The organism is Campylobacter sp. (assembly GCF_020024835.1).
Taxonomy (GTDB): Bacteria; Campylobacterota; Campylobacteria; order Campylobacterales; family Campylobacteraceae; genus Campylobacter_D.
Genome location: NZ_JAHHTD010000010.1, coordinates 20,014 through 35,244, shown reverse-complemented (window position 1 = coordinate 35,244; position 15,231 = coordinate 20,014). Strand labels below are relative to the sequence as shown.

At 27.4% G+C, this 15,231-nt stretch carries 18 protein-coding genes; 12 read left to right on the top strand and 6 right to left on the bottom strand.

The window, feature by feature from the left end; all coding sequences use genetic code 11:
* Positions 1 to 179 precede the first annotated feature (179 nt).
* Both rimO and tilS read left to right on the top strand, forming a co-directional pair.
* Positions 180 to 1,493, top strand: coding sequence for a 30S ribosomal protein S12 methylthiotransferase RimO (rimO, locus tag QZ429_RS03100; protein ID WP_291950916.1), 1,314 nt, complete (start codon positions 180 to 182; stop codon positions 1,491 to 1,493).
* A gap of 47 nt (positions 1,494 to 1,540) precedes the next feature.
* Complete coding sequence (gene tilS, locus QZ429_RS03095; protein ID WP_291950913.1) at positions 1,541 to 2,503, top strand: tRNA lysidine(34) synthetase TilS; 963 nt, start codon at positions 1,541 to 1,543, stop codon at positions 2,501 to 2,503.
* Here tilS and QZ429_RS03090 read toward each other — a convergent pair.
* The 3 genes from QZ429_RS03090 to QZ429_RS03080 form a co-directional block, all read right to left on the bottom strand.
* Positions 2,481 to 3,848, bottom strand: a complete 1,368-nt coding sequence (locus QZ429_RS03090; RefSeq protein WP_291950910.1) for a phosphomannomutase/phosphoglucomutase — start codon at positions 3,846 to 3,848, stop codon at positions 2,481 to 2,483. The two genes, tilS and QZ429_RS03090, sit on opposite strands and share 23 nt — an antisense overlap.
* A gap of 10 nt (positions 3,849 to 3,858) precedes the next feature.
* Complete coding sequence (locus tag QZ429_RS03085) at positions 3,859 to 4,839, bottom strand: diguanylate cyclase (protein ID WP_291950922.1); 981 nt, start codon at positions 4,837 to 4,839, stop codon at positions 3,859 to 3,861.
* Between the two features lie 259 nt (positions 4,840 to 5,098).
* Entirely contained in the window at positions 5,099 to 5,308 is a 210-nt protein-coding gene (locus tag QZ429_RS03080; RefSeq protein WP_291950907.1) for a transcriptional regulator, read from the bottom strand.
* A 167-nt stretch (positions 5,309 to 5,475) separates the two neighbouring features.
* Between QZ429_RS03080 and QZ429_RS03075 the strand changes: the two genes are divergently transcribed.
* From QZ429_RS03075 to QZ429_RS03045, 7 genes are all read left to right on the top strand, one after another.
* Positions 5,476 to 5,769, top strand: coding sequence for a hypothetical protein (locus QZ429_RS03075; protein WP_291950903.1), 294 nt, complete (start codon positions 5,476 to 5,478; stop codon positions 5,767 to 5,769).
* Positions 5,770 to 5,900: 131 nt separating this feature from the next.
* Positions 5,901 to 6,146 (top strand): superinfection immunity protein, encoded by a 246-nt coding sequence (locus QZ429_RS03070; protein WP_291950900.1) that lies wholly within the window; start codon positions 5,901 to 5,903, stop codon positions 6,144 to 6,146.
* Entirely contained in the window at positions 6,139 to 6,753 is a 615-nt protein-coding gene (locus QZ429_RS03065; protein WP_291950897.1) for a toxin-antitoxin system YwqK family antitoxin, read from the top strand. The genes QZ429_RS03070 and QZ429_RS03065 overlap by 8 nt, the downstream gene beginning before the upstream one ends.
* 14 nt (positions 6,754 to 6,767) lie before the next feature.
* Positions 6,768 to 7,289: a hypothetical protein gene (locus tag QZ429_RS03060; RefSeq protein WP_291950895.1), complete on the top strand. Its 522-nt coding sequence runs from the start codon at positions 6,768 to 6,770 to the stop codon at positions 7,287 to 7,289.
* Positions 7,290 to 7,349: 60 nt separating this feature from the next.
* On the top strand, positions 7,350 to 8,924 hold the full coding sequence (locus tag QZ429_RS03055; protein WP_291950892.1) for an ABC-F family ATP-binding cassette domain-containing protein: 1,575 nt from the start codon (positions 7,350 to 7,352) through the stop codon (positions 8,922 to 8,924).
* Complete coding sequence (locus QZ429_RS03050) at positions 8,921 to 9,253, top strand: hypothetical protein (RefSeq protein ID WP_291950890.1); 333 nt, start codon at positions 8,921 to 8,923, stop codon at positions 9,251 to 9,253. The genes QZ429_RS03055 and QZ429_RS03050 overlap by 4 nt, the downstream gene beginning before the upstream one ends.
* Positions 9,254 to 9,301: 48 nt before the next feature.
* Complete coding sequence (locus tag QZ429_RS03045) at positions 9,302 to 9,628, top strand: hypothetical protein (RefSeq protein WP_291950887.1); 327 nt, start codon at positions 9,302 to 9,304, stop codon at positions 9,626 to 9,628.
* Positions 9,629 to 9,651: 23 nt separating this feature from the next.
* Here QZ429_RS03045 and QZ429_RS03040 read toward each other — a convergent pair whose 3' ends face one another.
* Positions 9,652 to 10,227 carry a YigZ family protein gene (locus tag QZ429_RS03040; RefSeq protein ID WP_291950884.1) on the bottom strand — a complete coding sequence of 192 codons (576 nt, stop codon included), beginning with the start codon at positions 10,225 to 10,227 and terminating at the stop codon, positions 9,652 to 9,654.
* A 74-nt stretch (positions 10,228 to 10,301) separates the two neighbouring features.
* Between QZ429_RS03040 and galU the strand changes: the two genes are divergently transcribed.
* From galU to QZ429_RS03025, 3 genes are all read left to right on the top strand, one after another.
* A complete protein-coding gene (gene galU / locus QZ429_RS03035) occupies positions 10,302 to 11,126 on the top strand; it encodes a UTP--glucose-1-phosphate uridylyltransferase GalU (protein WP_291950881.1) in 825 nt (274 codons plus the stop codon).
* Positions 11,120 to 12,343 carry a glucose-6-phosphate isomerase gene (locus QZ429_RS03030; protein WP_291950878.1) on the top strand — a complete coding sequence of 408 codons (1,224 nt, stop codon included), beginning with the start codon at positions 11,120 to 11,122 and terminating at the stop codon, positions 12,341 to 12,343. Before galU ends, QZ429_RS03030 begins: the two co-directional genes overlap by 7 nt.
* Positions 12,344 to 12,473: 130 nt before the next feature.
* Positions 12,474 to 12,923 carry a Dps family protein gene (locus tag QZ429_RS03025; protein WP_291950875.1) on the top strand — a complete coding sequence of 150 codons (450 nt, stop codon included), beginning with the start codon at positions 12,474 to 12,476 and terminating at the stop codon, positions 12,921 to 12,923.
* Between the two features lie 20 nt (positions 12,924 to 12,943).
* On the opposite strand, the gene QZ429_RS03020 is transcribed toward QZ429_RS03025, so the two are convergent.
* Positions 12,944 to 14,107, bottom strand: a complete 1,164-nt coding sequence (locus QZ429_RS03020; RefSeq protein ID WP_291950873.1) for a tetrahydrodipicolinate N-succinyltransferase N-terminal domain-containing protein — start codon at positions 14,105 to 14,107, stop codon at positions 12,944 to 12,946.
* 9 nt (positions 14,108 to 14,116) lie between these two features.
* Positions 14,117 to 15,220, bottom strand: a complete 1,104-nt coding sequence (locus tag QZ429_RS03015) for an Mrp/NBP35 family ATP-binding protein (RefSeq protein ID WP_291950870.1) — start codon at positions 15,218 to 15,220, stop codon at positions 14,117 to 14,119.
* Positions 15,221 to 15,231 lie beyond the last annotated feature (11 nt).

Below are 15,231 nucleotides of genomic sequence, written 5' to 3'. Positions count from 1 at the left end.
CCCCCCCCATTTAAAATAGCTTAAAATTGAGGGTTGCTTGGAAGGATTTGTAATCTTATCTAAAAAATATTTTAAATATTTTCTACATTAAACAAGAATAACTATAACCGACTTTTTTATTTAAATATTTTTACTTTTGTATTATACTATCATTTTAAAAATACATTTGTGGGAAAATTATGCCAAAACTTTTTTTAATATCTTTAGGTTGTAATAAAAATTTAGTTGATAGCGAAATTATGCTTGGACGTTTAAGTGCCTATGAAATTTGTAATGAGCCAAGTGAGGCAGATGTTTTGATAGTAAATACCTGTGGATTTATAGAAAGTGCTAAAAAAGAAAGTATTAGTGCTATTTTAAATTTACATAAAAAAAGAAAAAAAGATTCTTTGTTGGTAGTAACTGGATGTTTAATGCAACGCTACCAAGAAGAACTTATGCAAGAATTACCCGAAGTAGATCTTTTTAGTGGGGTTGGTGATTATGAAAAAATCGATGAAATGATACTTAAAAAAACAAATCTTTTTTCAAATTCTACATACTTACAAGATGAAAATTCTAAACGTATTATCACAGGTTCAAACTACCACGCTTTTATAAAAATTTCTGAAGGTTGCAACCAACATTGTTCATTTTGTGCCATACCTAATTTTAAAGGCAAACTAAAATCTCGACCTTTAGAAAGCATAGTTAATGAGGTTAAAACTCTTGTTGATAAAGGATATAAAGATTTTTCTTTTATCGCTCAAGATACAAGCTCGTATTTATTTGATCAAGGACAAAAAGATGGACTTTTAAATCTAATTGAAGCAATAGAAAACATTCAAGGAATAAAAGCAGCTAGAATTTTATATTTATATCCGACAAGTGTTAGCAAAGAAGTAATAAAAAAAATCATTGATTCAAAAGTTTTTGTAAATTATTTTGATATGCCTTTACAACATATAAGTGATAATATGCTTAAGATTATGAAACGCAAAACAAACAAAGAAAAACTAATCGAGCTTTTAAATTTGATGAAACAAGCTCCAAATTCTTTTTTACGCACAGGTTTTATCATAGGACATCCTGGGGAAAGTGATGAAGATTTTAATGAACTTTGTAAATTTTTACAAGAATTCCATTTTGATAGAATTAGTATTTTTGCTTATTCTAAAGAAGAAGATACCGCAGCCTTTAATATGGAACAAATTCCTAATAAAATCATCAATACAAGATTAAAAATTATAGAAAAAATCGTTGATAATTGCATAAAAACGAGTTTTAATCAACAAATTGGCAAAAAAATTTTAGCATTTTGCGAAGGAAAAAGTAGTGAAGGTGAATTTTTTATAGCTGCTAAAGATATATACTGGGATAGAAATATAGATGGTGAAATTCTTATTAATGAAAGTGATTGTGGAAATTTAATTATGGGCGAGCTCTATGAGTGTGAGATACTTGATAGTGTAGATAAAAAACTCATTGCAAAAGCTTTAAGAATAATAAATTAAATTCAAAGAAGCTTTTATGTGTAAATACCACCTTAAAAATTTGATTTATGTATAAATATCTACCAATTTTAAAAAATAAAAAAAATTTACTAGCTTTTTCTCATGGTAGTGATTCTAGTGCTTTATTTTTTATGCTTTTAAAACACAACATAAATTTTGACTTAGTTTTTATAAATTATAAAATACGTTTAAATAGCGACAAAGAAGAGCAAAGTGCTAAAAAATTAGCAGAAAAATATAACAAACAAATTTTTATAAAAATAGCACCTAAAATAGAAAAAAATTTTGAAGCAAATGCAAGATCTTTGCGTTATGAATTTTTTGATGAAATTTGTCAAAAATATCATTATGATAATTTAATCTTAGCACACAATTTAAATGATAAATTTGAATGGTTTTTAATGCAACTTAGCAAAGGTGCTGGTTTTGTGGAATTACTAGGCTTTAAAGATGTAGAACAAAGGGAAAATTTTACCATTATTAGACCTTTGTTAAATACTAGTAAAAATGAAATTATGAATTTTTTAAAACAAGAAAACATTGAATATTTTAATGATGAAAGTAATCAAAATGAAAAATATTTTAGAAATTACATAAGAATGAATTACGCAAATAATTTTTTACTTGAGTTTGAAAATGGAGTTAGGAATACTTTTAAATACTTAGAAAAAGATTTGTTATTTTTTGAAAATAAATTTGAAATTTTTTATGGAATTTATATTTGTTTTAAGCACGAAAGTATAATTGCTAAATGCTTTAAACACCTAGGCATACTCTTAAGTGCCAAACAACGAATAGAAGCTTTAAAACACGATGGAGTGATTTCTCATAAGGTTGCTATTGTATATATCAAAAATAAGGCTTTAATCTTTCCTTTTATTACTTGTGAAAAAATTCCTAAAGAATTTAAAGAAATTTATAGAAAAGCAAAAATTCCCAAGCTTTTAAGAGCATATTTATATAAAAACCACATTGATTGTAATGAGCTTATGCAAGCTCTTTTAAAATAATCTCATAGATTTCTTTTACTCTTGCTTGAAGAAAATCTTTAAAATCTTTAGTTGTAGCTTCAATTCGCATAATAAGATAAGGGCTTGTATTTGAAGCACGTAAAAGTGCCCAACCATTTTCAAAAATAATTCTCACACCATCGATTTCATTGCATTCGAGCATATTTTCAAAGACATTAGCTCTTATTTTTTCTTTAAATCTCTCTATGATTTGAAATTTATTTTCCTCGCTAACCTTTAATTTAATCTCATCACTTGCGTAAAGTTTTGGCAATTGATCAATTAAAGCTTTAAGATCGTAATTTTTAGCTAGAAGTTCTAAAGTCCTTAAAAATGCGTAAATTCCATCATCATAGCCAAAATATCTATCTTTAAAAAATATATGACCGCTTAATTCTGCTGCTAAGTCTATATTATGCTCTTTCATCATAGTTTTGATATTAGAATGACCAGTTTTGCCCATCATAATAAAACCAAATTTAGCCACCTCATCAAAAAGATTTTTTGAGCATTTTACCTCTCCTAAGACTCTAGGATTTTTGATATTTTTAGCAAACAAATAACAAAGCTCATCGCCTCTAAAAACATAATTTTTACTCACAACCACCAAACGATCACCATCTCCATCAAAAGCAAAACCCATCTTTGCTTGCTTATCTTCTTTTAAAACTTCTTGTAAAATATGCAAATTTTCAAGCTCTGTTGGATCTGGTGCGTGATTTGGAAAATTACCATCTGCTTCTTCAAATAAAATTTGTGCATTAAGACCTAATTTTTCAACTAAAGGCTTAATAATTACACCAGTAGCTCCATTAGCACAATCAATAACAATTTTTTCTTTATAATTTTTAAGATGATTAAAATGCTTAACTAAAAAATCTATATACACACTTTTGATATCATATATTTCACATTTAAAATTATTTTCTATATTTGTATTTAGATATTTTTGCACTTCCTTAGAAAGAATTTTTAAATTTGTTCCAAAAAAACTTTCTTTATTGATAGTGATTTTAAATCCATTATATTCTTTAGGATTATGCGATCCTGTTATCATAATATTTGCATCAAATACATCATCAAAAAATAAACTAAAATACCCCATAGGAGTAGGACCTAATCCTATATCATATACTTTAATACCAGCTTTATTTAATCCACTTATTAGATAATTAAAAAGTTCAGTTGCGCTATATCTTGCATCATATCCCACACTTACTTTTTTACATTTTTTTTCTTTCATAATTAAACCCAAGGCATAACCTATAGCTTTAACACTTTTTTCATTAAGCTCATCAGGATAAAGACCTCTAATATCATATTCTCTAAAAATCAAATCCAACATCATAATTCCTTTATTTTTTAAGTTCAATTTTTGCTTGTCTTATGCTTTTTTCTATATCAGTGTTTTCATTAGAAAGACAGACTGAAATTTCTAATTTAGCACTTTCTTCATTAAATTCAAAGATGTATTTTTTCATAAAATTTTCAAGCATTTGCAATTTACTCTGCACAAAAGCCACGCTTTCTTCTTCAAAAATAACTATGAAATAATCTCTCTCATCTTTAAAGATTCTAGCGTGTAGTGTTTTTTTAAGAATTTTTGCAAAAGAGTGCAAGACATATTCTTGCATTATACAACCTTTATCATTTTGAATTTGATTAAGATTTTTAAGCTTAATTACTACTAAATGAAAATTTTCAAGTCCTTGAGAATATCTTTTTAAAGCCTTTAAATTTGGCAAGTTTGTAACACTATCAAAGAAAGCTATTTTATAAGCTTTATGTATTAAAAAAATTATAAAAACTAAAGAGGCAAATTCGTAATATCCTAAATTAGTATTATTATAAAATAAAAATTGCACGCTCAAGCCTACATAGGCAAACAAAAAATAAAAATCATTATTTTTAAAATACAAAAATAACAAAAATACAAAACCCACCCAAAATATACAATAACTAAACTCGCTAATTGGTCGAAAAAAATTATTATAAAAACCAAAAATTTCACTTGTTATATAAGAATTAAAATTTGTATTTGTAATAAGAATCAAAGCAACAATACCAATAAAAGCTATATATGCAAATTTAATAAAATTTATTTTTTCAAAAACCAATCTACTATCTTGTAAAAAAATAAAAAGCACAAAAGAAAATGGTAAAAATATAGAAATAAACAAATGCACTTGGTATTCGCTAGCAACTAAAGAAAGACTTCTAGCACACAAAATCAACAAAAGCAAGAAAAAGATTTTATTTTGTTTAAAAAAATAAGCTAAACATAAAGCTAAAATTTCCAAAATAAAACTCAAAGAAGGCAAATAAGACAATATCATTAACTTCAATTAAAAAACCTTAAAATATAAATAATTTCAAATTATACAATAAAAATAAATTTATTTTTTAATACACATTATAAGTAAAATAAAAATAGAAATTAAAATAAATATGCTTAGAGTATAAATAATGTAATTTATCTTAGATAGCATTAAATTTAAAAGCAACAAATAATAACACGAAAGTAAAAAAACTTTTAAATAAAACTTAATGAAATTAAAAAGCTAATAAATATATTAAAATCATTAAAAATTGTTTTTATTTAAATTTTGCAATTTCATCTTGTATGGTTTGATTTATCTCAAGTAGCTCTTCATAATTTTTTCTATTTTTTTCCAAAAGTTCATCAAATTTAAAGCCAAGCATAACGATGCGATATAAATTAGGTTTGTATTTTCTCCAATTATACAAAGTGCTAACATCAACACCCAAATGATACGCCATATCGCGTTTGCTTTTTTGCGCCATAAGCTACCCTAAATTTTAAATACTTATGAGCTGATTTTACATTAAAAATTCTTTATTAAAAACAATTGAAATAATCTATGTTTTATTTAAAAAGTATTGATTATTTCAATATTAATTAAGCTAAATTGTGGAATAATCTCAACTCATTTTTAAAAAGAGGAGTTTTCATGCGGTTCTTTTTAACTTTAGCATTTTTGATGAGTGCTATTTTTGCTAATGGAAGTAGGGAATTTTTAAAATCTTACGCAAATAGTTGCGAGAAAGAAGCTGGTGGTATAGAGTATAGGGAGTATTGTATTTGTATGGCACGAAGTGTTTTGGATCGTTTAAATGATGAGGAAAAGGCATTGCTTAATGCAAGAGCTATCACGCCAAATAATGCCCAGAAAATTCAAGAATTGCAAGTAAAAGTGTTGCAATTAAGTCTTGATGAACAAGTTATTTATTCTTGTGCGGATTAATATTTAATTTAAAAGGAGAAATTATGGATTTTAATGTGCTTTTAACGAGTATTGGCGATAAATTACCAAAAGTATGGAATAAGCGCCGTGGCATTAAAGGATAAATTTAAAAAATTAAGGAGGAGTTAAATGTGAGTGCTGAAGAAATAGGCAATACTACAGCTATTATAATATTTACATTATATATGCTTCCATCAGTAATAGCACTTTGTAGAAAACATAGCAACTGGTTTGCAATTATTGCTTTAAATTTATTGCTGGGATGGACTTTAATAGTATGGATTATTTGTTTAATATGGTCTTTCATAAATAAATCACAGCAAACAATAATTATACAAAATGAAAAAATAATATCAAAGGATAAAAAAAATGAATAAAAAAATTAAAATTGCTTTTATAGCAGGATTGGCGAGTTTATTTGTAGCATGTGGTGGAGAAAAATTTCCAGGGCAACCGAGTGATACAGTCAAAGTAAACCGAAGTCAATATACAAATGGAAATCTTAAAGAAGAAATTCCTTACAATTCTCAGTCTAGAATTCATGGAGTAAAAAGAACTTTTTTTAATAATGGACAATTAAAAAGCGAAGAAGAGTATAAAGATGGTAAAAAAGAAGGATTTGCAAAACAATATTTTGAAAATGGACAACTCAAAGTTGAAGCACAAGCTAAAAACAATCAATATGATGGACAATTTAAATCTTATTATGACGATGGAAAAATAGAAGTCGAAGGAACTTATAAAAATGGAAAATATATTGGTGCTTATAAAGCATATGCTCCTAATGGAAATATAGTTTCAGAGCAAAACTACAACAAAGATGGTAAAAAAGATGGAATTTTTAAAAAATATAGTCCAGATGGAGCCTTAATATCAGAAGAAGAATATAAAAATGATTTAAAAAATGGTATTTTTAGAACATATAATAATGGTGCTATAGTAGAAGAGCAAAAATTTGAAAATGGAAAATTAATTCAAAAATAATCTAAAGGTTTTATATGAAAAAAATTCTTTTATTCTTACTTTTTCATACCTTTGTTTTTGCAAATTTTTTACCAAAATGTGATGATCCAAAAATCATCACTCTTTTAGACCAGAAATTAAAGGATTTTTATATATCACACTATGATGAAATGTTTAATACAGCTATAAGAGAAAAATTAAATCAAAGTGATTTTGAATCAGCTACATTTTTTGAAAAAAATAAAATTGAAGTTTTTGATGGAATCAAAAATTTTAACTTTGGTTTTCAAAATTTTAAATTTATCATTGATAGTAATATTCCAAATATTAGATATTGCAGTGTTAAAGCTTCTTCACCTTTTTTATCTTCAGTCCTAGCAATAGATGTTAATGATATTAATGATGTTACAGAGTATATAAAAATAGAAGGAATTTATAGTATAATACAATCAGAATCAGAAATTGATATTTATATTACTACGGGTTTTGCAATAGACGTATTTTATGATTTTCTTGAAGAGAATAAGAAAATTTTAAAAGAAATTCCTATAGAATAAAAGATTTCAAAATAATACTCATTATTTGATACAATTTCAAGCAAAAAACTTAGGAAAATTATGGTAGAAGTAAAAAATCTCACTATGCGTTTTGCAAACCAACTTTTATTTGAAGATGTAAATTTAAAACTAAATCGTGGTGAAAGATATGGTCTTATAGGGGCAAATGGCGCAGGAAAATCAACCTTTTTAAAAATACTTTCAGGCGAAATAGAATCAAGTAGTGGAGAAATTTGCATAGATCCAAATTTAAAAATAGCTGTTTTAAGTCAAGATCAATTTGCCTTTGAAAACTATACCATAAAAGATGCGGTAATGTGTGCTAATAAGCGTTTATATAATGCTTTAAAAGAAAAAGAAAAACTTTATATGAGTGAAGAATTCACAGATGAAATTAATGATAGATTAAACGAACTTGAAATCATTACTGCAGAAGAAGATCCAAATTATGATTGTGAGCTTAGATGTGAAAAAATTCTTAGCTCTTTAAATATCAAAGATTTTAATGCTTTAATGAGCACTTTGCAAAGTGCTGATAAATTTAAAGTTTTATTAGCTCAAGTTTTATTTTTAGGGGCTGATATTTTATTTTTAGATGAACCTACAAATAACCTTGATTTAGAAGCAATATCGTGGCTTGAAAATGAACTTTTAAGACACGAGGGCACTTTAGTAGTAATTAGCCATGATAGGCACTTTTTAAATAAAGTTTGCACTAGAATACTTGATGTAGATTTTAAACAAATTCGAGATTTTGCTGGAAATTATGATGATTGGTATATGGCATCAACTTTACTTGCTAAACAAGCTGAACTTAAACGAGATAAAACCTTAAAAGAAAAAGAAGAATTAGAAAATTTTATCCGTAGATTTAGCGCAAATGCTTCTAAAGCTAAACAAGCAACAAGTAGAGCTAAAGCTTTAGAAAAGCTTGAACTTGAAGAAATTAAAACCTCAAATAGACGTGATCCTAGCATAGTCTTTAGAGCCGATAAAGAAATAGGAAATGAAGTTTTAGAATTAAAAGGTATAAGTAAAGCTTATGATAAAATTTTATTTGAAAATTTGGAGTTAAAACTAGAAAAAGGCGATAAAATAGCCTTAATAGGTGCAAATGGAGTTGGCAAAAGCACCTTAGCTAAAATTATCACATCAAATCTACAGCCTGATAATGGAAGTATTCATATAGGTGCTACTATAAAAATGAGTTATTTTGCTCAAGATACTACAAATTTAATAAATGAAAATTTAAAACTTTACGAGTGGCTAATGAGTGAAAAATTTAAAGATTTAGATGAAATTCGAAAATGTCTTGGGAGAATGCTTTTTAGCGGAAGTGATCAAGAAAAGATGGCTTCAAGTTTAAGTGGTGGAGAAAAACATCGCTTAATGCTTTCAAAACTTATGCTAGAACGTGGAAATTTTTTACTTTTAGATGAACCTGATAATCACTTAGATCTTGAAAGTATTATCGCACTAGGAGAAGCTTTATATAATTTTAAAGGTTGTGTGATTTGTATTAGTCACGATAGGGAATTAATTAGTGCTTTTGCAAATCGTATATGGCTTTTAGAAAATGGTAAATTAATAGACTTTAAAGGAAATTATGATGAATTTGTAGGAAATTTAGAATGAATTCATTTAAAATAAAATATTCTGCAGGGTTTGGGCACTTTACACAAAATCATAAAGGTTTTGGCCCTACTATATACATAGAAGAAAGTGTAAATTTTCAAAGCGAGAAAGATTATTTTGATTATGTTGATTTTTATAACCTTTATTCTAAAATCGATGATACATATTTTCACATTTCTTTTTTAGAAAAACGTCCTTTAAATGAAAAAGAATTACAAAGTAAGATTGCTTATATAAAAATTAGAGATGAGCGTTGTCAAAAAGCAAGAGAAGAATTTATAAAAAATAGCGAAATAGAAGCTGAATACCACTCAACTCACGGAGATTAAGGAATATTTTTTGCTTGTTGTTTCATAATATTTATGAAAGGAGACAATATGCAAATTAACGATAATCTATCGATAAAAGAATACGCTTATAGTCAAAGTGTATATAAAAATACTCAAGATACTGATGAAGATTTTGTATCTTTACTTAATCAAAATATTGATGAAAATCTTAATAATCAAGACGCCAAATTTGATGATTTTTTTTCTAAAGCCACAAGCCAAAATCAATTTAGCGATGGAATTTATAGTTTTAATATGTCAAATATTTATAACTATCGTTTTAGAAATCAACACAATGAGATACCTAAAGAAACACATTTAGCAAATGAAAATGATTCAAAAGATATGGTAAAAGATCTTTTAAATTCACTATAAAAAAGTAGGCTTTTAGCTTACTTTTATGTAAAATTTACAATTTCAAATTCTTTTGCAAAATTTTTAAAGTCTTTTTCTTCTTTTTCATTAACATAAATTTTTAACTCAACACACTCTGTAAATTTTTTTTCAAAATTAATATTATTTTTATTTAAAAAATATTCAAACCTAGAATAAACCGCAAAAGGAATGCATAAATTTAAAGTTTGTTTTAATTCGAATTCTAAAAGTTTCGCATTTAATATTACAAAATTAGTAGCTTCACTATAAGCTCTAACTAATCCTCCTACACCAAGCTTAATGCCACCAAAATACCTTATGACTATTACTGCACAATCAACAAGAAAAGCTCCCCTTAAAACATTTAAACAAGGCATAGCAGAACTTCCTTTAGGCTCACCATCATCGCTTTTGTCTTCAACTATCTGTTTAAAGTCATTTAAATATCTATAAGCATAAACAAAATGCACCGCTTTTAAATGCTCACTTTTAAGCTCTTTTAATAAATTTTTAAAGTCTTTATATGGACATAAAAAAGCTAAAAAAATAGACTTTTTTACTTCTATTTTAGCTTGATAAATTTGATCAATAGTTTTCATTTTTACCTTAAATTTAGATATAATAAAACGAAATTATAATTAAACCAACTTATTAAGAATTTAAGGAATAACTTATGCTCCAAACGTGTGTATTTCCAGCAGCTGGATATGGGACAAGATTTTTACCTGCTACTAAAACTCTACCTAAAGAAATGTTACCTATTTTAACAAAACCATTAATACACTATGGGGTAGATGAGGCTTTAGAAGCTGGTATGGAAACTATGGGATTTGTAACAGGTAGAGGAAAAAGGGCTTTAGAAGATTATTTTGATATCTCTTATGAACTTGAACACCAAATCGCAAATACCAAAAAAGAATACCTTTTAAGCGAAATTAGAACTTTAATCAACCGATGCACTTTTACTTTTACAAGACAAAATGAAATGAAAGGCTTAGGAGATGCTGTATTAAAAGCAAAGCCTCTCGTGCAAGATGAAGCATTTGGAGTAATTTTAGCAGATGATTTGTGTGTAAATGAAGATGGAATCAATGTTATGGCACAAATGGTAAAAATTTATGAAAAATATCGTTGCTCTATTATTGCTGTTATGGAAGTAGAAAGCGAACAAGTATCAAATTATGGAATAATCGCTGGCAATAGCGTCGAAGAGGATTTAATTATGGTAAATTCTATGATAGAAAAACCTGATATAAAAGACGCTCCAAGCAATTTAGCTATCATAGGAAGATACATTTTAACTCCAGATATTTTTGGAATTTTAGAAAATACAAAAGCTGGTAAAAATGGTGAAATTCAACTAACAGATGCTTTATTATCTCAAGCAACTAATAATATGGTATTAGCTTATAAATTTAAAGGCAAAAGATTTGATTGTGGTAGCGTCGAAGGTTTTATTCAAGCAACAAATTATTTTTATGAGAAAAATAAATGCTAAAAAATACCTTATACTTTCAAACACAAGATTTATCAAAAATTACCGCTTATGCTAATAGAATGAATGATGAGCTCAAAAATGGCGACATAGGGTATTATCATCTAGTAGATACAAGTTTTGATTTAATCCAAGAAAGTAAAGACTTTATGGCAAAAAAATCTCATATAAAAAATATCGTTTTAGTAGGTATGGGTGGATCAAGTTGTGGAGTTAAAGCCTTAAAAGAACTTTTATTAAATCCTAATCCAAATAAAAAACTTTTTATTATTGATAACACTTCTTCGCACACTTTTATACACACAATGCAAAAACTAAAACCAGAAGAAACGTTATTTGTTATTGCAAGTAAATCAGGCACCACGATAGAAGTAATCTCTCTATTTAAACTCATTATAGCGTATTTTAATTTTAAGCATCAAGACTTGCATAAGTATTTTATTTTTATTACAGATTTAAATTCTAAACTTCACAAACTAGCAAATGAACTAAATATAAAATGCTTTTTTATACCAGAAAATGTTGGAGGCAGATTTAGTATTTTATCTGCTGTTGGTATAGTGCCTTTGAGTTTTTGTGATTATGATACCAATGCTTTGTTAAAGGGTGCAAAGGCTTGTTTTGTTGATTTTTTTGAAAAAAAAGACACAACTATTTTACAAAAAGCTTATCATTATTGCACACATAAAAATGCTCATATTAATGTCCTTTTTGCTTATGGAGATACATTTAAGGCTTTTAATGAATGGTATGTTCAACTCATAGCCGAAAGTTTAGGTAAAAAGCAAGGCTATAAGCGTGTTGGATTAACTCCTATTGCTTTAATTGGAGCTAGAGATCAGCATAGTTTTTTACAGCTTATTATGGATGGACCTAAAGATAAAACTATAACCTTTTTAAAAATTAAAAATAACCATAATTCCCCCGTGATTCCAAATATAAGTTTTAATCATCTGCAAAATTGTGATTTTACAAATGAAATAAATTTACACGATCTTTTAAATACTCAATGCAATGCAACAGCACAAGCTTTAATTGCTGAAAATTTAAGTGTTGATATGATAGAACTTGAGACCTTAGATGCTTGGCATTGTGGATATTTAATGTATTATTATGAGTTATTTACCTCAGCTTGTGGAATTATGCTTGGTATTAATACTTACAATCAACCAGGGGTAGAAGTAGGCAAGCTCATTTTAAAAAATATGCTTAGTAAATAAATTTACATTATCATCACAAAAAGATAGTATAATGAGATAGATAAATTTGTGATGTATTTTTATTAAATAATAATTATTATTTTTTAATAAATTTATGTTATAATTTTTCAAAATAAAAAAAGGAGATAATATGTCAGTTACAAAACAATTACTACAATTACAAGCAGATGCTCATAGTTTATGGATTAAATTTCATAATTATCACTGGAATGTCAAAGGACTTCAGTTTTTTTCAATTCATGAATATACAGAAAAAGCTTATGAGGAAATGGCTAAATTATTTGATGATTGTGCTGAAAGAGTTTTACAACTTGAAGAAAAAGCTATAGTGTGTCCAAATAAATTATTAGAAAATGCTAAAGCTCCAAAGATTCAAAAAGAATGCTTCACTCCAGTTGAGGTATTAGAATTTATAAGAGAAGACTATAAATATCTTTTATCTGAATTTAAAAAACTAAATGAAGTATCTGAAAAAGCTAATGACACTACAACAATTGCTTTTGCTCAAGAAAATATAGCAAAATATGAAAAAATGCTTTGGATGTTAAATTCAACTATACAAAATACTTGTTCAATGTAATTAAGCAGGATTATTCCTGCTTAATGCAAATCTTCATTTAATTTAATTACCTTTTTATTTAAAGCTACTATCATCGCACCTGTGATGGAATCTTGTCTAAAATGAAGTCCATTTAAATTGGCTAATTCTAAACCTTTATACATATCTTTATCAAATTTAAAATTAGGATTAATTTTTTGCAACTCTTCTTTATTTTTAAGCACAAATTTAGTCCCTTCTAATACAGCTATACCAGCATCTACAATACAATTATCTCCTAAAGGAATTCCAGTAACTGAATTTGCACCTAAAAGGCAAGCTTTACCTATACTAATAGCATTCCCACTAGTACCACTTAATACTCCAAGTATAGACGCACCACCGCCAACATCACTACCCTCACCCACAACAGCTGAAGAGCTAATACGCCCCTCTACCATACAAGCACCAGTAGTTCCTGCATTAAAATTAACATAAGCAGCTCCTGGCATAATTGTTGTGCCAGAAGCTAATGCAGCACCCATTCTAACTTTTGAGCTTTCTAAAATTCTAGTATTATCTTCAGGGATAATATGAGCTAAAAATCTTGGAAATTTATCCACATAATCAATTTTAGGATATCTTTTACTCATTTTAAGATCAATTTCATTATCTCTTAAAAAATCTAAATCTATAGGACGATTATCGCTCCAAGCGACATTTGGTAAAAGCCCAAAAGCACCATTTAAATTTAAACTTCTAAGCTCAACTTTTTTACTAGAAAGCAAATATAATTTTAAATATACACTTTCTAATGTTTTTGGATTATCATCTTCAAACATACAAACAAAAACAAATTCATTTTCTCTAAAATTTTCTAAAACTGCTCTAATAACATCAATATTTTTATGACCTTGCTCTTTTAAAAATGGTGTAAAACATTCCAATGCAAAATCTAAATCTTCCTTAATTAAAGTGCCTACAAATTCGCTCTCATTAAAATTAATTTCAACACCTCTCCTAAAAAATGCTTCAAACATAATAGCCGCTGATGCATAATTTTGCTCATAATTTACTAAAGCAAAAGAAGCTTGCATTTTTTTACTTGCGTCTATTTGACTAAGATCAAGTCTTGCTATACCAAAAGCCTTAGGCTTTTTATAGTTTAATCTTTGTTCAATTTGTTTAACTAAATTTAAAAATTCCTCTTTACTTTCAATAGCCATTTTATCTCCTTATTGCGAACAAGCACTCTTGCCATTTGTTATTGGCTGTATTGCTAAATTACCTACTTTGCCCTCTTGATTTACTTTTTCTATAAAATTCCAAATTTTTTCTGAAGCTTGTAAATATCTTTTTGAACTTATACTTTCTGGGAGATAAAAACTCACAGGTTTTCCTTCGTCTCCACCTTCTCTTATATTCATCTCAATAGGAATTTGAGTTAAGATATCGCATTTATACAATTTTGCTATCTCTTCAGTAGTTCCTTTCCCAAAAATATCATATTCTTTGCCATTATCAGGACATAAAAATCCGCTCATATTTTCCACAATTCCTGCTATTGGAATATGAAGTTTTTCAAACATATCAAGAGCCCTTTTACTATCATCTAAGGAAACAATTTGTGGAGTACTCACACACACGCCTGCACTAACTGGCACACTTTGTGCCAAAGTAATTTGTGCATCACCAGTGCCTGGAGGCATATCAAGCAATAAAATATCAAGTTCTGGCCAAAGCACATCAACTAATAATTGCTCTATAGCTTTCATTATCATAGAACCACGCCACATAAGACCTTTTCCTTCTTCTATAAGCACACCCATACTCATCATATAAATACCATGAGATAAAATAGGACGAATTTTTTGACCTACTATCTCAGGCTTATTTTTACTTTCACCTAGCATTCTTGGTATATTAGGTCCATAAATATCAGCATCTAAAAGCCCGACTTTTTTTCCCATTTTTGCCAAAGAAATCGCTAAATTTAAAGTAGTAGTGCTCTTTCCAACTCCTCCCTTACCACTTGAAATCATAAGAAAATTCTTAATTTGCGGTGCAATATTTTTTCCACTTCTTGAGTTGCTTTTTTCTTCAGGAATTTGTGGTTGAATCAACTCTAAATTAAGCTCTAAATTCAAATCTTTTAAAACATTTTCAATATTAAGTTTTAATTCCTGTGCTACTTGTATATTAGCTGATACAATTTCAACAACGATATTAGCTTTTTTATCATCAACTTCTATTTTTTTTACAAAATCAAAACTTACAATATCTTTTTTAAATCCCGGATATATAACTTGTTTTAATCTTTCTTTAATTTTTTCTTTCACATTCGTCTCCT